Raw genomic sequence first — 22,761 nt, 5'->3', positions numbered from 1 at the left:
GCCTGTTGCCGTAAGAAACAGGTATGCGCTGTCAAAGCATCTGTCATCCTGAGCATGTGGCGCATCAAGCCAGTGCCAAAGGACCTGCTCACGCCAGAACGACTGACGTACCAACGGCTCGTTCGACTGGCATAAGGTCCTTCGGCACTGGCTTGATGCGCCACATGCTCAGGATGACATGCGTATTCCGTCTGACATCCATCAGCTTCACAAACTCGCAACTCATAATTCCTATATCATGGCATCTACCATTCTGGTTACCGGCGCTACGGGCACCATTGGCACTGAACTGGTAAAAGCACTGGCCAACCGTGGCGTCACGGTTCGGGCGGGCGTACACTCAATTATTAAAGGTGACCGGCTGAAGCACCTCAACCCCGATGTGCAGCTAGTGGAAATAGATTACCACAAGCCCGAAACGCTGGCCGTGGCGCTGACCGGGGCCGAGCGGGTATTCCTGCTTCCCCCACCTACCTCCGACCAAGTGGAACTGGCCCGACTCTTCATAGATGCGGCCCAAAAAGCCGGCGTACGGCAGCTGGTGCAGCTTTCGGCCGCCGGCGCTGGCCGCGACGCGCAAATCGAAATTGACCGCCGCCACCACGAGATAGAGCAACTGGTAGCCGCTAGCGGTCTGACGTACGCCACACTGCGCCCCGAAGGCTTCATGCAAAACTTTGTGGAGCAGCACTGTGCTACCATCCGCGACGAGGGCAAGTTCTATATGCCTCTCGCAGAAGCCCAAGTGGCCTACATTGATGTGCGCGACATTGCCGCCGCCGCCGCTACCCTACTCACCTCCGACCCCGCTACCCATGCCGGCCAGGCCTACCATCTCACCGGCCCGGCGGCTCTCACCGGCCAGCAAGTAGCCGAGGCGCTTAGCCAAGGTACTGGTCGAGAAGTAATCTATGTGCCAGTTTCGGAGGAAGATGCCCGCACGGCCATGCAGGAGCTACCCGCCGAGCGGGTAGAGGAATTACTAGCCTTATACGCCGACTACCGCGCCGGCCACGCGGCTACTGTCACCGATGAGGTAGCATCCCTTGCCGGTCATGCGCCTCACACCATTCAGCGGTTTGCTGCTGACTATAAATCCCAGTTTCAGTCGGAAGACTAGTTGGTAGATGACAGTTGTTAGGTATAGTACGCCTGTCATCCTGCGCTTGCGAAGGACCTTCTCACGTTGAACGAGTCGTTGTTCTGACCGTCGTTCAACTGGCAGAAGATCCTTCGCAAGTTCAGAATGACAGATGCGTCGATAACTTCTACTTGATAACTGACAACTCCTACCTCACCATAACTTTTCAGCTGAGCGGTTACTTTTACTGTTCTTTTCCATCCCATCCGCTTATGTCCGCTACTGCCGAGCAGCCTGCTATTTTGTCCCGATTGCGTGTTGAAACCCGGCCGTACCACGATGCGCTGGAGCAAAACACGTTCAATCAAGAGCTGACGGCAGGGACGGTTTCGCAGGCGACTACGGCGCATTTTCTGCGTCGGCTGTATGGCTTTTTGCAGCCGTATGAAACCCAGTTGCGGGCACATGCCACCGCGTTTGGGCCGGAGTGGCAGCTAGACCAGCGCTACCGCGCCCATCTGATTCTGGAGGATTTGGCGCAGACCGATGACGCGTCGGTGCCGGCGCTTTGCCCTACCTTGCCACCGCTGCATACCCGCGCGCAATTGTTGGGCGCTATGTATGTGCTGGAAGGCTCTACCCTGGGCGGACAAGTGATTCGGCGGCAATTGGCCAAGGCCGACATTCCGCTGCAAGCCTATTTCACAGGCTACGCAGAGCGCACAGGGCCAATGTGGAAAAGTTTTTGTCAGCTGCTGACGGCAGCGGCTACCGCCGAGGAGCAGAAAGAAATTGTGCAGTCGGCCGTGCTTACCTTTCAACACTTACACGCGTGGATCAGTCAACCGTAAGCCATACCAGCGAGCTTTTGTCGGACATGCCGACTACCCTCACCAACTGCGACCGGGAGCCGATTCATATTCCGGGGTCGGTGCAGCCGTATGGGTTCCTGCTGTGCCTGGATGAGCGGACGCAGCAAGTGGTACAAGCCAGCGCAAACACGCAGGCCCTGCTCGGTATTCCGGCCGAGGAGCTGCTGGGCGCGGGCCTAGAGCGGCTGCTACCCCCCGCGCAACTGGCAGAGCTAGACGCTCTCTGGCCTACCCTCACGGATGCGCCCAAGCTGCTAGGGGTCCAGCTACACCACACGCCCGAGCAGCCGTTCTATAAGCTCATCGTGCACCGTTACGATGGCCTGCTGTGGGCTGAGTTCGAACCGGTTGATTCCAATAGCCCCGGCGTAGTGGATTTAACTACCCTGAACACGGCCCTGGGCCAGATGCTGAGTGCCACCACCGTGCTCGACTTCTGCCAGCACGCCGTGGAGCAGGTGCGCAGCATCACGGGGTTCGACCGGGTAGCTATGTACCGCTTTGCAGCCGATGAGAGCGGCGAGGTAGTAGCCGAAGCCATTCGCCCCGACCTAGACCCGTGGCTGGGCCTGCACTACCCCGCCACCGATATTCCGCAGCAGGCACGGGCCATGTACCTCAAAAACTGGCTGCGCTTCATTCCAGATGCTTCTTACCGGCCGGCCCCACTGGTGCCGGTGCGCAACCCCACCACGGGCCGCCCCCCTGATATGACGCATGCCGTGCTGCGCAGCGTGTCGCCCATCCACCTGGAGTACCTGCACAACCTGGGCTCGGCGGCCACCATGACCATTTCCGTCATTCGGGAGGGCAAACTGTGGGGCATGATTACCTGCCACCACCTCACGCCCCATTTGGTGAGTTACGAGCTGCGGGAGCTGTGTTTATTTATCGGCAAAACCTTCTCGGCCCTGCTTCCTACTAAAGAACAGCAGGACCAGCAGGCCTATCAGCTGCATATTCAGAAAACCCGGGCGCGGCTGTTTGAGCAGATGAACAGTTCGGCCGATTTCATCAAAAGCTTGTATCAGCAAACAGCCACGCTGCTGGATGTATTTGCGTGTGGTGGCGCTGCTATTTGCTTTGAGGACGAGATTGTTACGCTAGGCGCTACCCCTACCCCCGACCAAATACGAGATGTGGTAGCGTGGCTGCGCCAACATGCGCCGGAAGATGTTTTCCATACCGATTCCTATGCCCAGCTTAACCCCGATGGGGTAGCCATTCGGAGCACGGCCAGCGGCATTCTGGCCATTACGCTGGCCCAGGCCGCCAACGATTATATCCTGTGGTTTCGGCCCGAGCAGCTCCAGACCGTTACGTGGGCGGGCCGCACGCAGAAGGTGGAAACCAAGGCCGACGGCCAGATTTTTCTATCGCCGCGGCAGTCGTTTGAGGCTTGGAAGCAAACGGTAGAAAACACGGCCGCCGCCTGGTTGCCGTTGGAAATAGAAGCCGCTCAGGAACTGCGCCTGCACATTGCCGACATCCGCCTCAAGATTTTCAACGAGCTGCAAGCCCGCGCTATCAGCCTCAACCGCCTCAATGCCGAGCTGGAACGCAGCAACGACGAACTGGACTCCTTCGCCTACGTGGCCTCGCACGATCTAAAAGAGCCCTTGCGCGGCATTCACAACTATTCCATTTTTCTACTCGAAGACTACGCCGACCGCCTCGATGCGGAAGGCGTAAGCAAGCTCCAAACGCTGGTGCGGCTCAGCCAGCGCATGGAGGCACTTATTGAGTCGTTGCTGCAAATTTCGCGGGTAGGCCGCCTGGACCTCGTACCCATCCCGACGGATATGAACGAGCTGGTAGGCGGCGTGCTGGAGCTACTGGCTCCTCGCCTGGAACAAACCCACACCACCGTTACGGTGGCTGGCCCGCTCCCTACCATCCTGGCTGACCCAATCCGTTTGGGCGAGGTATTCAATAACTTGATTACCAATGCCATGCGCTATAGCAATAACCCGGAGAAATACGTCACCATTGGGGTAGCCGCGGCCGGTACCTCTTCCGTGGCAGATTTTCCGTCACCGGAGCAGTTTGATGTGTTTTATGTGCGCGACCAGGGCATTGGCATCGACCCGAAGCACCACGAAAACATCTTCAAGATTTTCAAGCGGTTGCACTCACAGGACAAATATGGCGGCGGCACGGGTGCCGGCCTCGCCATCGCCAAAAAAATGATTGAAAAACATGGTGGCAAATTGTGGGTTGAATCCATACTTGGACAAGGCGCCACCTTTTATTTTTCTCTTCCCAAAGCTCTATGATAGTTCCCTTCACCCAACCCATCCTAGTGGTGGAAGATAGTTTGGAAGACTTTACAGCGCTGGGACGGGCCTTTCGCAAACACGCCCTACCCAACCAGTTGCTGCGCTGCGAAGATGGCGACCAGGCACTGGAGTACTTGCAGGGCTACGGCAAGCATCCCAACTGGCCTGCCCATCTGCCGGCTTTCATCCTGCTTGATCTGAACATGCCCGGCACCGATGGCCGGGATGTGCTCGATGTACTCAAGCACGACCCCCGCTTGCTGTCTATTCCAGTTATCGTGTTCACCACTTCCGCCAACCGCCGCGACGTGGAAGAGTGCTACCGCCTGGGTGCCAATAGCTACCTCACCAAGCCGATTGAGTATACTGTGCTCGAAGAAAAAGTTGAATTGATTATCCAATATTGGCTACAGTCGTCTCAGTTGCCGCTTTCTATTTAAGCTCCTACCCTTGAAAAAGATTTTACTCATTGATGATAATGAGCAGGACCGGATGCTCTACAAACGCTACCTCGACAAACAGGCGGGCTCAGAGCGTATGACCATTTATGAGGCTGCTTCGGGGGAAGAGGGCGTGGAACTATTTGAAACTCACCGCCCCGATTGCGTTCTGCTGGATTATAACTTATTGGATACCGATGGGCTGGAAGTGCTGGCCGAGTTGAAGAAGCGCACGCCGCTCAATACACTATGCGTGGTGATGATTACGGGTGGCGGTAGCGAAACCCTGGCCGTGCGCGCCCTCAGCAGTGGTGCTTTGGACTACCTAGTGAAGCAGCAGTTCGACCCCGAGCTGTTGTATAAAACGGTTATCCATGCTATTGAGAAAAACGAGTGGCGCCAATACCAAACCCAATATCACGCCCAACTCCAAGCCGTTAACCAAGACCTGCGCGAGTCGCTAGCCGAGCTCACGGCCGCCCGCCAGCAGGTAGACGATACCAATGCCCGACTGCTGGCCGCCAACGAAGAGGTGCGCCTGCGCAACCAAGAACTGGCTACCGCCAACCAACAGCTGGCCCGTACCAACGCCGACCTCGACAACTTTGTGTACGCGGCCTCGCACGATTTACGGCAGCCCGTGAATAACCTACGTGGCCTGTTCGACGAGCTACGCCGCGCCGCCACCTTCCACGACCCCGAGGAAGGCGTTCTGCTCCGCCTGATTGACGAATCGTTGCAGAACCTTACCTCTACCATCACCGATCTGGCGGCGGCCGTGCAGGTGGAGCGCCTACCCGGCACGCACGTGCAGGAGGAGTTGGATTTGCCTTCGCTCATGGCCGATGTGCTGCAAACCCTGCGCCCGCAACTGCTAGCCGAACAGGCCACGGTTTCCACTGATTTCGACGCCCTACCCTCGTTGCAGTACGTGCGCAGCAACCTGCGCACCATCTTGCTCAACCTGCTGGCCAATGCGCTCAAGTACCACCACCCCGACCGGCGGCCCATCATTCACCTACGCACCCAAGTACTCCACGACGCCTCCGTGCTCGAAGTGCGGGACAACGGCCTGGGCATCGACCTAAAGCGCCACGGCGCCGAGTTGTTTCAGCTGTTCCGACGCTTCCACCCCGATGCGGGCGAAGGCACCGGACTTGGTTTGTTCCTAGTAAACCGCTTGGTGCAGTCGCATGGAGGACATATTGAGGTAGAAAGCGAAGTAGGGCAAGGCACTACCTTCCGCATCTACCTGCAAAAACATGAGCATCCCGAACAAGAAGTGTAGGGCTTTCCTATTCTCCTACCCTTGTAGTAACAAAAAAAGGCCTCCCCATTGTGGGGAGGCCTTTTTTAGTGGCTTTCAAATGAGGCGCGCTTAGTTGCGGTTTTCATCATCGTTGTCGCGGCCACGGTTGCGGCGGGGGGCCGAGCCGTAGTCCGAATCATTGCGCTGGTTGCGGTATTGGTCACGGCGCTGCTCGCCGTAGTTCTGCTGGTTGCGGTCCTCGGAGCGGTAATCGCCACGGTCGGGCGAACCCTGCCAGCTGCCGTTTTGGTTGCGGTTCGCGGAGCCGTATTCATCGTTGTAGGAACCACCCTGCGAGCCGTAGCCGCTATTGCTATTGCCGCCGTAGCTGTTGCGGCCGTTACCGTAGCCACCCCGGTCGCGGTCATCCGAGCGGTTGTTATCGTTGCGGTAGCTGTCGTTGCGCGAGTTGCTACCGTATTGCTCGTCGTTTTGGCGGCCACCACGCTGCTGGTCGCCGTAGTTGTTTGAGCGGCCATAGCCGTTGCCGTAGTTATTACGGTCGGGACCTTGCTGCGAGCCTTGGTTGTCATAGCCGCCGCGCGACGAGCGGTAGTCTTCGTTCTGGTTGCGATACTCGTTGCCGTAGCTGCTACGGTTGGCGTCGTAACCCCGGTTTTCGCCGTAGTTACCGCCGTTGTTCATCGACGAGTTACCGTAGTCGTTGCTATAGCCACCGCGGCCTTGGCGCGAACCGTTGTCGTTCTGGAAGCCGCCCTGGTAGTTGTTATCGTTGCGATTATCGTTGCGATAGTTGCCTTGCTGGTTGGATGAATTGTTCATCCAGCCTTGCGAGCTGCCGCGATTATCATCATAACCGCGCTGGTTGTTGCGGTTATTGTCGTCGTTATAGCGATTCTGATTACCGCGATTCTGATTATCGTACGAATCACGACGTTGATTTTCGTTGTTCATAGCATTAGAATTTTGGGTGGAAGAATACGACCGGTTGTAGGCTCCCTGGTAGCTACGGTCGTAATCACTGCCGTAGTGCGGGGCATTGCGCCGGTCGCGGTTGTGGTCGTCTTGGGGATGATAGCCGCCGGAGCCGTAGTTGCCACCATAGCACCGGTCTTGTTCATCGTTGTAGTAGTTGCCGCGGGTTTGGGGCTCGCGGTACTGGTTTCCATAGCCACCATTTGTACCGCCATAGCCTTGGCTGCCAAACTCGCCACGACCAGCGCCGCTATCTTCATTTTCGCGGCGCTCATGGTCGCGATACATATCGGTGGTGCTGTTGCTGGCGTCGTCCACATTGCTGTTGCCAGCTACATTGGTTAATGCCTGCTTTCTGCTGTCCGATTTCTTGTCTTTGTCTTTGCCGCTAGCTTGTGCCATGGTAGGCTGCTTCTTGTCTTTGTCCGTCGAAGACTTAGCGTTGTTCTTTGAGGATGACGCCTTCATATCGGCCGGATTAGCTTCCTTATTTTGCTGGTTGCCTTTCTCGCCCGTTACAGCGCCTTTGCCTACGCTCATTTCCGAGTTAGCCAGCGACTGGCTAGACACGGCATTCTTCTCTTTATCGTCGCCGGATTTCATGCCTGGGGTTTCTGGCTGATTGGGATTGTTCGCCAATGTCTGGCTGGCGTCGGCACCCATCTTAGCATCCTGCCCCGTTTTGTTGGTGAGGGAAGTATCGTTCGACGAATTATTATCCTGGTTGTTCTGGTTTTTCTCTTTTGTTTCCATGGTGTGGGGGTGGGTTTGGTGAGAAAATAGGTGGGTGGATGTATATTTTTATACGCGCCGGTTTCTCTCTGAGTTAAGTTTAGGCTTAGAAAAATCTTGGCTTATCCTCTTCACGAACAGCAAATTCCAGTGTTGTAGCCTACCTCGCTACAGCTAAGCTGCATCATATTCCGACCACGATTTCGTCTGCTTCTGGTGCAGCAGCGAATACAGAAATACCCGTAGATTTACCCTCGATTCGCTAACTCAACCATTACCATTGCATCCCATGAAAACGGGTACCGTAAAATTCTTCAACGAAGCCAAAGGCTACGGCTTCATCGTGCAGGATGATACCAACCAGGAAATTTTTGTACACCAAACCGGTCTGATTCACGAAATCCAAGAGAACGACCGAGTTTCTTTCGATGTCATCGACGGCAAGAAAGGCCTGAACGCCGTGAAGGTAGAGCGCATCTAAGCGGCTCACTTTTTGGCTGACTGCCAACAAAAAAGCGCCCCGGCTCACGTGAGCCGGGGCGCTTTTCATTTATGCAGGGTAGGTAGTTAGAAGCGTACTACTGAGCGGTAGGGCTTTTTACTACGCGCACGCCTACCGCCATGATATCGGGTAGCTGATCCTGGCGCATGTACTGCTCCAGCATCACTTTGTAGGTACCCGGCTGGTGGAACTGCTGGCGTGGCAAAGCCAGAAACTGGTGGTCGAAGATGTCGCCGGCGCCGCTACCCAGTGGCTCGCCGGTTTGCGGGTCCATCAGAATCATCTGGTGCAGGAGCCGCGAAATCTGCTTACCGTCGGGGCCTATCAGTGTGTGCCGCACATACAGGTTGTAGTAGCCGTACGACGACGTGTTGCGCACATTGAAGTACACATCATACCGCTGCGTAGTATCCTCAATCTGAAACTCGAACGTGGGCTTTTCCTGTACCGCCCACGTGCGGTCATCAAAATCGAGGTTTTTCTCAAACACCTGATCGGGGTTACAGGCTGCCAGTAAGGTTACCAGCACTAGCCCCAATAGCAACGATGGAAAACGAAAATAACAATGCATACAGGAATTAGGAAGCCGCAGGAGGGGTAGGAGGTGTGGGCGCATCGCCGCCCGTACGACCGGGCCGGTCGCCGCGCCGACGGTTGCGGTCGTCGCGGTGGCGGGGGTTGCCATTGGGGCGAGCGGAGGCTTCACCGCCGTCGGGTGAGGCCGTACGGGGCGGGCGCCGGTCGTTGTTGGAGCGGGGCGGACGTTCCTCGCGGGGGGCACCACCTTCTGGGGTAGGGCGCCCATCGGGGTTCTGAGGACGTTCTGCTTTGTCGCCTTTTTCGCCGCGGCCGCGGTTGTTGCGGCGGTTCAGCGGCTTGGCAGCCGCGCCACGCGGCCGGCGGCTTTCTTCCGATGCTCCGGCTGCCTCGCCAGCTGAGGGGGTGGGCGCCTCAGTATCGGGTGCGGCCAGCCGGGGTGGCCGGTCGCCGCCACGGGTGCGCTCGGAGCGCTCTAGTCGCTCCGTTCGTTCGGACCGTTCAGGACGCTCTGAGGTAGCCGACCGGGGCGGACGCGCCGGGCGGGCCGTAGCATCCGCTTCGCCAACGCCACCTTTGCGTTTGCGCTTGCCGCGTTTGGAGGCGGCAATCTTATCGTCGAGGCGGTCGAGGCTACCCTCTACGATGGCCGAGAGGTCGGGCGCTTTGTCTTCCTCGCGCACGGGGGGCAGCAGGTTCTCGGGCTTTTCACCGCGCTTGTTCATCTCCTGCACTTCGCGCACGCGTTCGGTGGGTAGCATCACCCAGTTGTTGTCGCCACGGAAGGCAAACCACATGCGCTTCTTGAAGATGTCGGTCTTCTGCAAAAACGCGTCGCCGCGCTCGGTTTGCAAGGGGCGCTGCACCTGCGGAATGTCCTTCAGGGCATCGAGGTAGGTGTCTAGCTCGTAGTTCAGGCAGCACTTCAGGCGCCCGCACTGGCCCGAAAGTTTGGCGGGGTTCAGGCTGAGGTTCTGGTAGCGGGCCGCAGTAGTGCTCACGCTCTTGAAATCGGTGAGCCAAGTGGAGCAGCACAGCTCCCGCCCGCACGAACCGATGCCGCCCAGGCGGCCGGCCTCGTGGCGCAGCGAAATCTGACGCATCTCTACCCGCACCCGAAACTCGTCGGCCAGGCGCTTGATCAGGTCACGGAAATCCACCCGGTCGTCGGCGGAGTAGAAGAAGGTGGCGCGGGTACGGTCAGCCTGGTACTCCACGTCGGAGAGCTTCATTTTCAGGCGCAGTTCTTCTACCACCGAGCGGGCCCGGAACATGGTACCGGTTTCTAGGTCGCGCACGGCTTCCCAGCGCTCCACGTCGTCGGGCGAGGCAATGCGCAGGATGTTGCGGATTTCCTTGCTGTCGGTGGGCACCTTTTTCTTCTTCATTTGCAGGCGCACCAGCTCGCCTTTCAACGACACGTGACCCAGGTGCCAGCCATTGCCGGCCGCTTCTATCACCACGGCATCACCTGTGGTGAGCGGGAGGTAGGAAGCGTTGCGGTAGAAGTCTTTACGACCACCTTTGAAACGGATTTCGACAATATCGAAGCCCTTAAAATCACTGGGCAGGTCTACGTCCTGGAGCCAGTCGAATACATTTAGTCGGTTGCAGCCGCCAGAACTACAGCTCCCTTTGGAGCCACAGCCCCCAACGGACGTAGTAGAGCAGCCGCCCCCGGAGGAACAGGAAGTGCAAGCCACGGCTAATAATCTATCTATGATGAGGCGGCCTAAAGCCGCACGAAATCGGGTTTCAACAAAGATACAGAATTAGAGGGTACGGGGGTAAGCCGTCTATTTTGGGGTGAACTACGCCGAAAAGTAATCTTGTAACCAGCAGCCTGCCCTACCCCGTACGCACGGCAACTGTGCACAACTGCCTATACTTGCAGCACCAACCTACACTACTCTTTCTCGCACCATGAGCCAACTCACCATCCGTAGCCTCGCTGAACTCCTGCAACACGAAGGGCAGGATTTGGGCATTTCGGACTACTTCACCATCACCCAGGAGCAGATCAACCAGTTTGCCGCTGCTACCCTCGACCACCAGTGGATTCACGTGGATGCCGAGCGGGCCAAAACGGAGTCGCCGTTTGGGGCGCCCATCGCGCACGGCTACCTTACTGTCTCGCTCCTACCCTACTTCTGGAACCAGATTATCGCCATTGAAAACCTGAAGCTCCAGGTGAACTACGAAATAGAGCAGTTGCGCTTCAACCAGCCCGTACTCGTGGATAGCCAAGTGCGTTTGTATGCCAAATTGCTATCCGTGAAAGATTTGCGCGGCGTCGCCAAAGCCCGCATTGAGGTAAAGATGGAAATCAAAGGCCAGAAGAAACCCGCGTACAACGGCGTGATTACGTTTCTGTATCATTTCATGTAACCGTTTTTTCTCTTGTCATCCTGAGCGGAGCGAAGGACCCTCTCACGGCAGAACGACTGGCGCACCAACGACTCGTTCTACCGTGAGAGGGTCCTTCGCTCCGCTCAGGATGACAGGTGGTAACAATGACAAGAGTAAAAGATTACCCTTCCACCAACGCCGCGCACTGCTGCGCTATTTCCAGCTCCTCGTTGGTGGGCACCACCAACACCTTCACTCGTGACTCAGGCAGATTGATTTCGCGCAGGCCGGGCGCGCGGGTCTGGTTCTTGACTTCGTCGAGCTGAACGCCGAAGAACTCTAGATGCTGGCAAGCCAGTTGGCGCACCAGCGAGTCGTTTTCGCCTACCCCGGCCGTGAACACCAGCGCATCGAGGCCGTTGAGCACGGCGGCGTAGGCACCAATGTATTTGCGGATGCGGTAGGCGTAGAGGTCGTAGGCCAGTTGGGCGCGGGCGTCGCCTTGGTTGAGGGCGGCCGTGATGTCGCGCATATCGCTGAAGCCGGTGAGGCCCAGCATGCCACTTTCCTTGTTCAGCAAATTGCTGACTTGCGCGGGCGTGTAGTGCAGTTCCTGCAACAGATGGAACACCACCGAGGGGTCCAGGTCGCCGGAGCGGGTGCCCATCACCAAGCCCGCCAACGGCCCGAAGCCCATGCTGGTATCCAAAGATTGATTGCCCCGCACGGCGGCCATGCTGCACCCGTTGCCCAGGTGAATGGTGATGAGGCGGGCATCGGGCTTGCCTAGGTAGGCGGTGGCTTGCTCGGCCACGTATTTGTGGCTGGTGCCGTGGAAGCCGTACACCCGGATACGCTGCTCAGTGTACAAGGCTTCGGGTAAGGCGTAGCGGAAGGCGTATTCGGGTAGGGTTTGGTGAAAAGCCGTATCGAACACCGCCACTTGCCGGGCTTGCGGGAAGATGCGCTCGGCTACCTCAATGCCCACATAGTTGGCAGGGTTATGCAGGGGCGCCAGGGCAAACAGCCGCCGAATTTCCGCCTTCACTTCCTCATCAATAAATGTAGTAGCGGCAAAGCTCTCCCCGCCGTGTACCACGCGGTGGCCTACTACCCCAATTTCAGTAGGGTCGCGAAGCACGCCGGCGGTAGGGTCCGTGAGCAGGCGCACCACTTCGCGCAGGCCGGCCTCGTGGTCGGGTAGGGCTAGTGTGAGCTGCTGGGTGGTGGAGTCGTTGGCTTCATTGAACACCTTGTGGGTGATGGTGGCATTGTCGGCCCCGATGCGCTCTACCAGCCCGCTGCACACCGGCTGCTCGGTAGGCCAGCGAAACAGTTGATACTTGATGGAGCTGCTGCCGCAGTTGATAACGAAGATGTTCATGGGTGGTAAAATCACTCTTAAAGTGTATCTGTCGCTGTGCAACGCTAATCTAATAACGACAACTACGTTGCAATCTTTATCTTGCTAACTATTGAATAGAAGTACTACTATTCACCTTGAATTTCAATCAGCACTATTTCTTCCAGCTTGAGAGAACAGACCAATGAAACTAGCGCTCGGTTATTTAACATCTAGTATTTCTATAATATTTATTTCTTGGATTATTGGACTTATTATCAGTGCCTTTATAAAAGAAACATATTTTTATAAAAACAAATTATCAAATCTAAATTTCATCAGAGATGAAGACACAAACAGAAATATTGGACTCTACATTATCAAGTGGATTATAAAGAACACATTTTTTAAATTTTTTAATCAAAAGCTAAAGCTTAACGGAAGAATTACTGCTTCAGAACTAAAGATTTTACGTTACGAAATGACCAAATCTGAAATAGATCATTTGATTGCCTTCGTATTCGTTTTACCTTTTGTCCTTTTTAAAATATTCAATCAGCAATACTTATTTGCTACAATCCTCATGATTGTAAATACGCTCATGAACTTATACCCTTCTCTGTTACAACAGCAAAACAAAAGAAGAATTGATAAATCAAGGCTACTATCTTTAAAGCAACAAAATACTTACTCCTGATAATAGTAATACATTTATTTAACTATCATATTGCCGATTCTTTCTTATCCTTACCAGGCACTACCTTCTTCACTACCCCTACTATCTTTTCAATAACAAACCCAACAGCCAACCCGAAAATACCGCACGCTAATACCTTCGCCAGCCAAGCTATTGCTGGTATGTTGGCTAGAGAATGTTCTAGCTCGTGCAGCAAATGGGCGGTGAACGGAATGCCGTGGGCAATAATTTCGGCGCCTACCCACAGCATGGCAGCCGTACCCACGTACCCCAGGATGAGTAGAAACTTCGGCATAAACTTCACCATGCCGCGCCCGATGCTTTGGACGGTAGGGCTGTAGTCGCCTTTGGCAAAGTGCACGCCGATATCATCCATTTTCACGATGAGGCCCACGAAGCCGTAGACTCCTACCGTAATAAATACGGCTACGGCCAACATCACCAGAATCTGGTTTGTGATGGGCTGGCCGGTTACCTGGCTGTAGGCAATGGCCATAATTTCGGCAGACAGAATAATATCGGTGCGTACGGCGCTGGCTACCCGCTGCTTTTCCAGTTCCTCGGGCGTAATAACTTTTACGTCTTCGCTTTCAGGATTTGCCTCGTGGCTTTTGCTGAACATGGAATGCACCTTTTCGTATCCTTCGAAGCACAGATACGCGCCGCCTACCATCAGAATGGGCGTAATGGCCCACGGAGCGAAATAGCCGAGTAGCAAAGCCGCTGGGCTTAAAATCAGCAGCTTGTTAATCAGTGACTTCTTGGCAATCTGAAAGATAATAGACAGCTCGCGGGATGGGTCGAGCCCTACCACATACTTGGGCGTAACGGCCGTATCGTCAATCACGATGCCGGATACTTTGCCGGTTGTCTTGGCTATCTGGGTAGGCACATCATCTAAACTGGCTGCACTGGCCTTCACCAAGGCCGATATATCATCTAGTAAGGCAAAAAATCCGGAGGGCATACAGTGTTGATGGAGGGGTGTAGGTATGTTTTGAGAACGGCGGTAGTATTCTCAATTGAATTTTCTAGAACGTCATGCTGAGCGCAGCCGAAGCATGACGTTCGTTTGCTTTGTGCTTGCACAAGCAGCAGCAAGTTACAGGGAACGGCAGCATTTCAGCTATTCCTTTCTGCGCGAGGCCTGCATCAGCCCTTACCCCTGCTGCGCCTGAATAGCCGTAATAATCACGGTATTCAGAATATCATCTACGGTGCAGCCGCGGCTGAGGTCGTTTACGGGTTTGTTGAGGCCCTGCAACACGGGGCCAATGGCCAGGGCACCAGTTTCGCGCTGCACGGCTTTGTAGGTGTTGTTGCCGGTGTTGAGGTCGGGAAAGATGAGCACGCTGGCCTGGCCCGCTACTTCGGAGCCGGGCAGCTTCTGCCGGCCCACCAAGGGGTCCACGGCGGCATCGTACTGAATGGGACCTTCCACTTTCAGGTTGGGGCGTTTTTCGCGGACCAGCTGGGTGGCCTTGCGCACTTTGTCTACATCGGCGCCCTCGCCGGACGTACCCGAGGAGTAGGACAGCATGGCTACCCGCGGCTCGATGCCAAAGGCTTTGCTGCTGTCGGCGGAGGCCATGGCAATTTCAGCCAGCTGCTCGGCGGTGGGGTTGGGGTTCACGGCACAGTCGCCGAATACGGCCACGCGGTCGGGTAGGCACATAAAGAACACCGACGACACCACCGACATGCCCGGCTTGGTCTTGATGAACTGCAACGCCGGCCGAATGGTGTGCTGGGTGGTGTGCACCGCCCCCGACACCATGCCGTCGGCGTGACCTTTGTACACCATCATCGAGCCGAAGTAGGATACATCGCGGAGCAGGTCGCGGGCCATATCCTGGTTCACGCCCTTGGCCTTGCGTAGCTCGTAGAAGGTCTCCACGTACTCGGGGTAGTGCGGCGACTGCGCCGGGTCTACTACCTGCACGTGGCCCAGCGGCAGGTTTAGGCCCAGGCGCTTCACGGAGGCCGCTACCTCGTCGGGGTTGCCCAAGATGGTAAGGTCTACCACTTCCTGGCGCAGCAGGTGGGCGGCGGCTCGCAGGATGCGGTCGTCGTTGCCTTCGGGTAGCACAATGTGCTTGCGCTGGCGCTTGGCCCATTGCAACAAGCGGTACTGAAACATGTGCGGCGTGATGCCCTCGGAGCGGAAGCTCACCATCTTTTCCTCCAGCGCCTCCCTATTCACGTAGCGCTCGAAGGTGTTGATAGCCAGCCGAATCTTGCGGGTATTATCGGGCGTGATGCGCGACTTGATGGCCGCCACGCGCGTGCTGGTTTCGAAGGTGCCCGTGGAGACGGCTATAATCGGCACTACCGTTTGCAAACCCTCAATCAGCCGCAACACGGGCGCTTCTGGCTCCGAGCCGGCCGTGAGCACAATGCCCGCCACCCGCGGGTAGCTGGCCGATAGGTTGGCCTGCAACGCACAGATAATGATGTCGCCTCGGTCGCCGGGCGTCACAATCAGTACGTTGGGCTTGAGGAAGTTCAGGAAGTTGGGCACCTGCATGGCCCCGGTCACGAAGTTGTCGACCTGGTTGGTGAGCGACTCCTCCCCAAATAGCAGCTTGGCACCCAGCCCTTCGTAAATCTCGCGCATGGTGGGCTGCGACAACTCTTTCTCAGCCGGTATCACAGCCAAGATTAGTTCGGCGGGCAGTTGGGTTTCCAGCAGTTGGCGCACGTCGTCGAGTTGCTGGGGCGCTACCTTGTTCACGACGATCATCAGCACCTGTACCTCGTTAGTTTCGAAGCTGCGGAGGGTAGTGAGTACGGTGTTGATGATCTGGGCGGTTGGTTTGTCGTCGCCCGAAAGCACTAGGATAACCGGGGCGCCCAGGTTTTTAGCAATCTGGGCATTGTAGCCAAACTCAAACGCCGTACCTGGTCCCACAAAGTCGCTACCCTCCACCACCGTAAAGTCGTAGTTTTCTTCTATCTGCTTGAATTTGTGAATAATGGTGTCGATAATTTCGCCTTGGCCGTTGGTTTCAATCAGCCGCAATACCTCCGGGCGGGTATAGGCATAGGTGTCTTCGTAGGCAATGGGCAGCTTGAAATGTTGCAGCACCGTTTGCAGGCGTATGTCCTTCTTTTCGCGCGGGCTTGCATCAATAATAGGCTTGAAGTAGCCAACTTTCTGTGCTTTGCTGAGTAGCATATTCACTAAGCCCAAGGCTATCAGGGATTTGCCGCTATACGGTTCGGCCGTGGCGATGAAGACAGTTTTGGTCATGAACAAGACAGCATGAAAGTGTGAGCAGGAAAGGGTAGTGCCAGATAGGACTGCACCGACCAGGTAGCGCCCGAAGGTATGGCAGCCTCTCTTACGCAACCGACCAGGCCAAGGGTACGGCGTGGTAGCGGCTTAGATGCGTTAAGGCTGAAGCGCTAGTCTATGAAGCTCCTTTGTGCAGCAATGTTACTTCAAACGCTGTTTGTCAACTTCAACATACGCCATAGCCCGCAGACCCCGTCCTAACCCACTAGAACACCAAAAAGCCCTACCCAGCATTGCACTGGGTAGGGCTTATAGGCTAGAAAAACAGTGTACTCAAACTACCGCACCCGACCGCGGCTACCGCCGCCTTGCCCAAACGAGCGGCCACCCTCGTTTTGCTCGCTACGGCCGACTGGCAGCTCCTGCATCTGCTGGCGCTGGGGTGCTGCCTGCTGGCGTTGCGGCACTTGCTCTGTCCGCTGCCACTGACCTTGGCTTTCGCGCTGCCGGACGGGCTGACGCTCCGGCTGCATACCACTGCTTTGCCCTACCCGACCACGGCCGCCGTAGCTGCCCCACGCGGAGCGCTCAGGGCTACCAGTAGCGGCCTCCCCAAAACGCTCCTGACGCTCTGGCCGTTGCGCGGGGTAGGCGCGGCCAGCATCGGCTAGGGTACGCGGCTGGTTGTAGCTGCTTCTGTCCCGCGAGTCCCGCGTGGCGCCGTACTCGGGGCGGTTGTCGGCGCCGGCACTCACTACCCTACCCCGCTCCCGGCTGCGGTAGTCGCCGCGGTTGTCTGCGCCATTGTCAAAGCGACGCTCCACGTTGCGCGGTGCATCGGCGCGGCCGGCGCGAACATCGGGTCGGTAAAAGCCGAGAGAGTTTTGCTGCATCGCCACGCGGCCTGGGCGGTTCACGTTGCTCACGTTGTAGACGTTCACGCGGTTGCGGGTCACGGCCTCCAGCTCGCTCCGGCGCGGGCCGGTCACATACGTGCGGTTGTTCTGCACGTAGGTGTTGTTGATGATGGTGGTATTGTTGATGATGGTGACGTTGCGGGCGGGCCGCACATAGTAGTCGTGCCAGCGCGGGCTCACCACGTACTGCTGCGGTACAAACACCCAGGCCGTATTAGGCACCACATAACGCGGCCCGAAAGACACGTTGATGTTTACGCTGGGTCCCAGCGGTGCCCAGCCGTAGTAGCCGCCGCCGCTGCGCCAGCTCACCCAGGCTGGTCCCCATTCGGTGCCGGGCAGCCAGCTCCAGCCGTAGTAATCGGAATAGCGCCAGCGGCCGTAATGGAAGGGCGCCCAGCCCCAATCGTAATTCGACACCCAGGTGTTGCCGTATTCCGTCATGGCCCAGTAGCCGTTAGTGCTATAGGGTTGGAAGTCGGGGCCGACGTTGGGCAGCCACACATAACCATAATCGGGGTCTTGCACCCAGCGGCCGTAGGGACTCAGCTCGTCGTAGAAGGTTTGGTACGTGACGCTGACGCTGGGCTGCGCCGCAGCCAGCCGAGGAGTCAGCGCACTCAGCACCAACCCCAGCGCCCAAACCAGACCGCTTCTTTTTAGTAAGGTTATCATGGAAATAAGAAGTTAAAGCGTGAGAGCAGCTTGGCTGGGGGGCAGGCCGTACGTCCTGTCTCCTACCCTAGTAAGCGCTTATTTCTTAGACAACTCAAATCCTGTACCGTTTAATTGCTATTCCACTTACTTCGGAGCGCCCGCTAGTGTATACACCCGAATTTCTTTTGGCAGCAGCACGTAAGCGTATTGTTCGCTCACCAATACCTGCTGCACATCGGTCGTTGGCAAGGGTAGGGCGCGGTCTGTGAAGTTGTAGAGGTGGAAGAAGTGCAGGGCGTTGTCGGCCACGTAATACAGCTCATCTCCCAGAAACCCTACATAGCTTAATCCTGTGAAGGGCAGTTTTTTGCGGTAGTTGCCCAGGTTATCAAACACCAAAATGCCCCCTACCCTATCCACCAGATATACGTTGTTCTGATACTGCCGCAGGAAACGAAAATCCGGCTTGCTCCTACCCACCAGCAAGTCCATGGGCGTAGTGATGGTAGGGCGCTGCTGGTTCAGGTCGAACTGCTCCAAGGCAATGTTGCTTTCATCGAACAACCACAAGCGCTCATCGGGCGCAATGGTAGCGACGCGGATAGTGCCATCCAAAAAATCGGCGGTGCGCACCTGCGTGAGCGGGGCTAGAAACCGGTCGAGCAGCAGCAGTTGCTGGCGGTCGTCGTAGAAGGCCAGAATCTTGGTGGTATTCCAGGCTTCAAGTTGGGCAATGTGCCCCGGCAGGGCCGGCGAGTAGGTGTTTAGGGCCTGACCTTCAGCGCCTAGCTGCACAATGTTGTTCTGCCGGTCTACCACGTAGAGCGTGCCGCGCCTGTCGAGAGAGGCCACGCCGGTGGTGGCCAGTTTGATAGTGCGCACCAGCGCCCAGCCCTCGGCCGCCGAGGCAATGGGGGTAGGCACGGCCGTAGTAGTAGGCACCGGCACCGGCTTACTGGGCGGCGCCACCGACCCAGCCGTGGGTACGGTGGTTTGCCCTACCCCCAGCAGCGGTAGCACCAGGACAATAGCCAGTAAAAGGCAGTTAATCAGCTTGTTCGAAGTATCGCAAAGCCAGGGTTTCGCCATCATATACCGCGTAGGAGCAATAATTGACCCACTCACCAAGATTAATATAGCGGCTGCCGGGGGCTACTTCTACGTCGAGAGGCAGATGGCGGTGGCCGAAAATATAATACTCGTGGTGGTGGTGGTGCTCCAGCTCCCGGCAGTATTGCAGCAGCCACTCCTCGTCGCCTTGGTACACCTCTTCAACCTTGGTATTCTGAATGCGGCTCCGACGGCTCCAGCCATTGGCAATACCGATACCCAGATTGGGGTGGACACGCGCAAACAGCCACTGCGATATGGGCGAAGCAAACACGCGCTTCAGCACCTTATACACGTAATCCTTCGGCCCAAGCCCGTCGCCGTGGCCCATATGAAACTCGTGACCACCAATGCGCTGGCTCACCGGGTGGCGGTGAATGGGAATACCCAACTCCTCCGTAAAATAATCGAACATCCACATGTCGTGGTTGCCGGTGAAGAAGATGATAGGGATGCCTGCATCCGTCAGCTCGGCCAGCTTGCCCTGCAACCGGATAAACCCGCGCGGAATGGCATGGCGATACTCAAACCAGAAGTCGAAGATGTCGCCTAGCAGGTAGATGGCGGCGGCATCGGGAGCTACCTTATCCAGCCAACGCACAATCTTGCGTTCCCGCGCCAGAGAGCTGGCTACGGTAGGCGTGCCCAAGTGAAAATCGGAAGCAAAGTACACCCGGCGGCCGGGGGGTAGGGCCAGATCAGGCAGGCGAGGTGGCGTCATCCAGTAAGAACAGCACGAGGCTGCGCGGGCCGTGGGCACCGAGCACCAGCGTTTTTTCAATATCAGCCGTGCGGCTGGGGCCGGTAGTTAAGGAAATCATCGAAGGTAGCTTGTCGCCATGCTGCTCGCGCACCCGCGCTAGGCCATCGCCAATATCGGCTACCACCTGCGAGGTGCGGGCCAGCACTAGGTGCTGATCGGGGTAGATACTGAGCCGGCGGCCGCTGGCCGTGGCGGCACTCACCAGAATGCTACCCGTGCGGGCTATCAGCGCCTCGCAAGTGGTCAGGCCCGCATCGGCGTTACTGATAAAGTCGGTTTCGTCGCCCGTGAAGACGATTCCACCTTGGTGCAGCAACTTTTTCAGCTCCGGCTCCCACACGAATAGGTTATTCAGCTCTTTCTCCTTTTTATAGATAAAAAGCTGATCGAAGAAATGCTCCTCCGACTCGCAGTAGTAAAACTCGCCCCCTATGCGCCGGAAGCTCTCCACGAAGGCAATATCCAGCTCCTCAGCGGGTACCCGCGGGTGCAGCGGCATCCCAAAATCGGGCGCGGGCGGCTGTGGGGCCGGCTTTTGCACTGCCTCCCGAATGCGGCGCAACAGAATATCACGAGACGACTCAGCCATGCAACAAAGGTAAGGGCTTCTGTATAGTGTTCTGTCAGCGTGAGGCAATTTGTCTGTCATCCTGAGTAGCGCGAAGGACCTTATCCCCGTTGAACGAGTCGTTCGTACGCTTGTCGTTCTTGTGTGAGAAGGTCCCTCGTTGGGCTTAGGATGACAGTTTACTTCGGATAAGTGTTTGAATGCAGAAAACCAGTGCCTTCTACAAGACACTGGTTTTCTGCATTTACAAATATACTGATACGCTACACGGGCGTTACAGCGCCACCACTAGGAATATCGGCGGAGCGTGGACCGTTGTCGGTCTTGTCGTCGATGCCGGGTAGGTTCATGTCGGGCAGGTCGTCGCCGAGGGCTATGGGGTGCTCGTCTTTCAGCTCACTTAGCGTTTCGCTGCGGTCGGTGCCGGCCATGTGCGCTTGGTAGCTGGTCTGGGCGCCATAAGGGCGCGGACCAACCAAACGCTCTAGGTCGTCCTGCAACAGCACTTCCTTAGCCAACAGCTCCTGCGCAATGGTTTCCAACTCCGTGTTGCGCTCGGTCAGCAGGTTCTTGGTGCGGGCGTAGGCGGCTTCAATAATGCTGCGTACTTCCTCGTCAATCATCTGCGAGGTAGCTTCCGAGTAGGGTTTCGAGAAACCGTATTCATTCTGCCCCTTCGAGTCGTAGTAGGAAATGTTGCCCAGCTTGGGGTTCATGCCATACATCGTCACGATGGAGTAAGCCATCTTCGTGATGCGCTCCAAGTCGCTGAGCGCGCCGGTCGAAATTTTACCGAAGATCAACTCTTCGGCGGCGCGGCCACCTAGGGCCATGCACATTTCGTCGGTCAGCTGCTCGGTGTTGTATAGGAACTGCTCGCGGGGCAGGTATTGGGCGTAACCCAAAGCCGCTACCCCACGGGGCACAATACTCACCTTCACCAATGGGTCAGCGTGCTCCAGGAACCAACCGGCAACGGCATGGCCGGCCTCGTGGTAGGCTACGATACGCTTCTCATCGGGCGATATAATTTTATTTCTCTTCTCCAAGCCACCAATCACGCGGTCGATGGCGTCGGTGAAGTCCTGCATGCCTACATTCTTCTTGTCGCGGCGGGCTGCAATAAGGGCAGCTTCGTTGCAGACGTTGGCAATTTCGGCACCAGCAAAACCAGGCGTCTGGGCAGCCAGCTTCTTCGCTTCTACGTCGTCATTCAACGTAATCGGCTTCAAGTGCACATTGAAAATCTGCGTGCGGCCGTTAATGTCTGGCTTGTCAATGCTGATCTGACGGTCGAAACGACCGGGACGCAGCAGGGCCGAGTCTAGCGTATCGGGGCGGTTGGTGGCTGCCAGGATAATAACACCCGAGTCGGTACCGAAGCCGTCCATCTCTACCAGCAGCGAGTTAAGCGTGTTTTCGCGCTCGTCGTTGCCGCCGGGTACGTTGCCACGCGAGCGGCTACGGCCAATGGCGTCAATCTCGTCGATGAAGATGATACAGGGCGCTTTGGCTTTGGCTTGCTTGAATAGGTCGCGCACACGGGCAGCGCCTACCCCTACAAACATCTCCACAAAGTCGGAACCTGACAGGGAGAAGAAAGGAACATCGGCTTCGCCAGCTACAGCTTTAGCCAGCAGAGTTTTACCCGTACCGGGAGGACCTACTAGCAGCGCGCCTTTCGGAATCTTACCACCAAGCACTGTGAACTTGGAGGGGTTACGCAGAAATTCTACGATTTCCTCTACTTCTTCCTTGGCTTCTTCCAGGCCAGCCACGTCCTTAAACGTCACTTTCACCTTATCACCGCCTTCAAACAGGGCTGCACGAGATTTACCAATGTTGAAAATCTGACCACCGGGACCACCGGCTCCGCTCATGCGGCGCATTAGGAACCAGAAACCCACGAAAAGCAGAATCAAAACACCCCAAGTGCTGATGTACTGGCCATAGCCCTGATCAGTCTCAATGTCCAGCCCGATTTTTTTCTGACCGGCCGGCAAGTCAGCCTGTAGCTTGTCCAAATCGTCTTTAAACGACTTGCCGTCCACTACTGGAAAGTAGTACTGCGGCGCGTTGGCACTAGAGGCACCCAGTCCCGGCCGACTACGCGAATCGCGGTTGGCCACGTTTTTCTGGGCAGCCTCGCGCGTTAGCGTCACCTGCACCAGCTTGTCGTTGAGCAGGGTAATTTTACTTACTTCGCCAGCTGCCAACAGCTGCTCGAAGCGTTGTTGATTGATTTTGGTAGCGGAATTGGTGCCGGTGAAGTAGACCACCCCAAGGATGAACACCACCAGCCCCAGCAACACCCACAACTGCATTCCCGGCCGCGGCGCGGGGGAAGGAAGCGTAGGTTTTTTCTTTTTGGGCGTTGGATCAGGCATGAACTAGAAATGCTAAAGCGAAAAACATAGGCGGAACACGCCGCC

The 22,761-nt window shown here is 56.6% G+C and carries 19 protein-coding genes; 8 read left to right on the top strand and 11 right to left on the bottom strand.

The window, feature by feature from the left end:
• The first annotated feature begins 238 nt into the window (after nucleotides 1-238).
• From KYK14_RS12510 to KYK14_RS12490, 5 genes are all read left to right on the top strand, one after another.
• Complete coding sequence (locus tag KYK14_RS12510; protein ID WP_219159207.1) at nucleotides 239-1,120, top strand: SDR family oxidoreductase; 882 nt, start codon at nucleotides 239-241, stop codon at nucleotides 1,118-1,120.
• A gap of 233 nt (nucleotides 1,121-1,353) precedes the next feature.
• Complete coding sequence (locus KYK14_RS12505) at nucleotides 1,354-1,932, top strand: biliverdin-producing heme oxygenase (protein ID WP_219159206.1); 579 nt, start codon at nucleotides 1,354-1,356, stop codon at nucleotides 1,930-1,932.
• On the top strand, nucleotides 1,914-4,229 hold the full coding sequence (locus KYK14_RS12500) for an ATP-binding protein (protein ID WP_219159204.1): 2,316 nt from the start codon (nucleotides 1,914-1,916) through the stop codon (nucleotides 4,227-4,229). Before KYK14_RS12505 ends, KYK14_RS12500 begins: the two co-directional genes overlap by 19 nt.
• On the top strand, nucleotides 4,226-4,672 hold the full coding sequence (locus tag KYK14_RS12495) for a response regulator (RefSeq protein ID WP_219159202.1): 447 nt from the start codon (nucleotides 4,226-4,228) through the stop codon (nucleotides 4,670-4,672). Before KYK14_RS12500 ends, KYK14_RS12495 begins: the two co-directional genes overlap by 4 nt.
• A 10-nt stretch (nucleotides 4,673-4,682) precedes the next feature.
• On the top strand, nucleotides 4,683-5,960 hold the full coding sequence (locus KYK14_RS12490; RefSeq protein WP_219159200.1) for an ATP-binding response regulator: 1,278 nt from the start codon (nucleotides 4,683-4,685) through the stop codon (nucleotides 5,958-5,960).
• Nucleotides 5,961-6,050: 90 nt separating this feature from the next.
• On the opposite strand, the gene KYK14_RS12485 is transcribed toward KYK14_RS12490, so the two are convergent.
• Nucleotides 6,051-7,670, bottom strand: coding sequence for a hypothetical protein (locus tag KYK14_RS12485; RefSeq protein ID WP_219159199.1), 1,620 nt, complete (start codon nucleotides 7,668-7,670; stop codon nucleotides 6,051-6,053).
• A 268-nt stretch (nucleotides 7,671-7,938) separates the two neighbouring features.
• Here KYK14_RS12485 and KYK14_RS12480 point away from each other — a divergent pair, with 268 nt between their 5' ends.
• Entirely contained in the window at nucleotides 7,939-8,130 is a 192-nt protein-coding gene (locus KYK14_RS12480) for a cold-shock protein (protein WP_185281201.1), read from the top strand.
• Nucleotides 8,131-8,227: 97 nt separating this feature from the next.
• Here the strand turns inward: KYK14_RS12480 and KYK14_RS12475 are convergent, their stop codons facing one another.
• Both KYK14_RS12475 and KYK14_RS12470 read right to left on the bottom strand, forming a co-directional pair.
• Nucleotides 8,228-8,722 carry a gliding motility lipoprotein GldH gene (locus KYK14_RS12475; protein WP_219159197.1) on the bottom strand — a complete coding sequence of 165 codons (495 nt, stop codon included), beginning with the start codon at nucleotides 8,720-8,722 and terminating at the stop codon, nucleotides 8,228-8,230.
• Between the two features lie 7 nt (nucleotides 8,723-8,729).
• On the bottom strand, nucleotides 8,730-10,391 hold the full coding sequence (locus KYK14_RS12470; RefSeq protein WP_219159195.1) for a regulatory iron-sulfur-containing complex subunit RicT: 1,662 nt from the start codon (nucleotides 10,389-10,391) through the stop codon (nucleotides 8,730-8,732).
• A gap of 220 nt (nucleotides 10,392-10,611) precedes the next feature.
• On the opposite strand from KYK14_RS12470, the gene KYK14_RS12465 reads away from it, so the two are divergent.
• Nucleotides 10,612-11,076 (top strand): MaoC family dehydratase, encoded by a 465-nt coding sequence (locus KYK14_RS12465; protein ID WP_219159194.1) that lies wholly within the window; start codon nucleotides 10,612-10,614, stop codon nucleotides 11,074-11,076.
• Between the two features lie 142 nt (nucleotides 11,077-11,218).
• On the opposite strand, the gene KYK14_RS12460 is transcribed toward KYK14_RS12465, so the two are convergent.
• Entirely contained in the window at nucleotides 11,219-12,421 is a 1,203-nt protein-coding gene (locus tag KYK14_RS12460; RefSeq protein ID WP_219159192.1) for an acetate/propionate family kinase, read from the bottom strand.
• Nucleotides 12,422-12,584: 163 nt separating this feature from the next.
• On the opposite strand from KYK14_RS12460, the gene KYK14_RS12455 reads away from it, so the two are divergent.
• Nucleotides 12,585-13,076 carry a glycosyl-4,4'-diaponeurosporenoate acyltransferase CrtO family protein gene (locus KYK14_RS12455; protein WP_208309057.1) on the top strand — a complete coding sequence of 164 codons (492 nt, stop codon included), beginning with the start codon at nucleotides 12,585-12,587 and terminating at the stop codon, nucleotides 13,074-13,076.
• A 25-nt stretch (nucleotides 13,077-13,101) separates the two neighbouring features.
• Here the strand turns inward: KYK14_RS12455 and KYK14_RS12450 are convergent, their stop codons facing one another.
• From KYK14_RS12450 to ftsH, 7 genes are all read right to left on the bottom strand, one after another.
• On the bottom strand, nucleotides 13,102-14,043 hold the full coding sequence (locus KYK14_RS12450) for a DUF808 domain-containing protein (protein WP_219159190.1): 942 nt from the start codon (nucleotides 14,041-14,043) through the stop codon (nucleotides 13,102-13,104).
• A 192-nt stretch (nucleotides 14,044-14,235) separates the two neighbouring features.
• A complete protein-coding gene (gene pta, locus KYK14_RS12445; protein WP_219159188.1) occupies nucleotides 14,236-16,329 on the bottom strand; it encodes a phosphate acetyltransferase in 2,094 nt (697 codons plus the stop codon).
• A gap of 323 nt (nucleotides 16,330-16,652) precedes the next feature.
• Complete coding sequence (locus tag KYK14_RS12440) at nucleotides 16,653-17,906, bottom strand: DUF6600 domain-containing protein (RefSeq protein ID WP_219159186.1); 1,254 nt, start codon at nucleotides 17,904-17,906, stop codon at nucleotides 16,653-16,655.
• 126 nt (nucleotides 17,907-18,032) lie between these two features.
• A complete protein-coding gene (locus tag KYK14_RS12435; RefSeq protein WP_219159185.1) occupies nucleotides 18,033-18,980 on the bottom strand; it encodes a hypothetical protein in 948 nt (315 codons plus the stop codon).
• Nucleotides 18,934-19,719, bottom strand: coding sequence for a UDP-2,3-diacylglucosamine diphosphatase (locus KYK14_RS12430; RefSeq protein ID WP_185281210.1), 786 nt, complete (start codon nucleotides 19,717-19,719; stop codon nucleotides 18,934-18,936). The genes KYK14_RS12435 and KYK14_RS12430 overlap by 47 nt, the downstream gene beginning before the upstream one ends.
• Entirely contained in the window at nucleotides 19,697-20,350 is a 654-nt protein-coding gene (locus KYK14_RS12425) for a LutC/YkgG family protein (protein ID WP_185281211.1), read from the bottom strand. The genes KYK14_RS12430 and KYK14_RS12425 overlap by 23 nt, the downstream gene beginning before the upstream one ends.
• 242 nt (nucleotides 20,351-20,592) lie before the next feature.
• A complete protein-coding gene (gene ftsH, locus KYK14_RS12420; RefSeq protein ID WP_185281212.1) occupies nucleotides 20,593-22,716 on the bottom strand; it encodes an ATP-dependent zinc metalloprotease FtsH in 2,124 nt (707 codons plus the stop codon).
• Nucleotides 22,717-22,761 lie beyond the last annotated feature (45 nt).

Origin of the sequence: Hymenobacter profundi, from assembly GCF_019334315.1 — a bacterium.
Lineage (GTDB): Bacteria > Bacteroidota > Bacteroidia > Cytophagales > Hymenobacteraceae > Hymenobacter > Hymenobacter profundi.
Note: the sequence above shows the minus strand (reverse complement) of the source record. Positions and strands in the feature narration are given on the sequence as shown.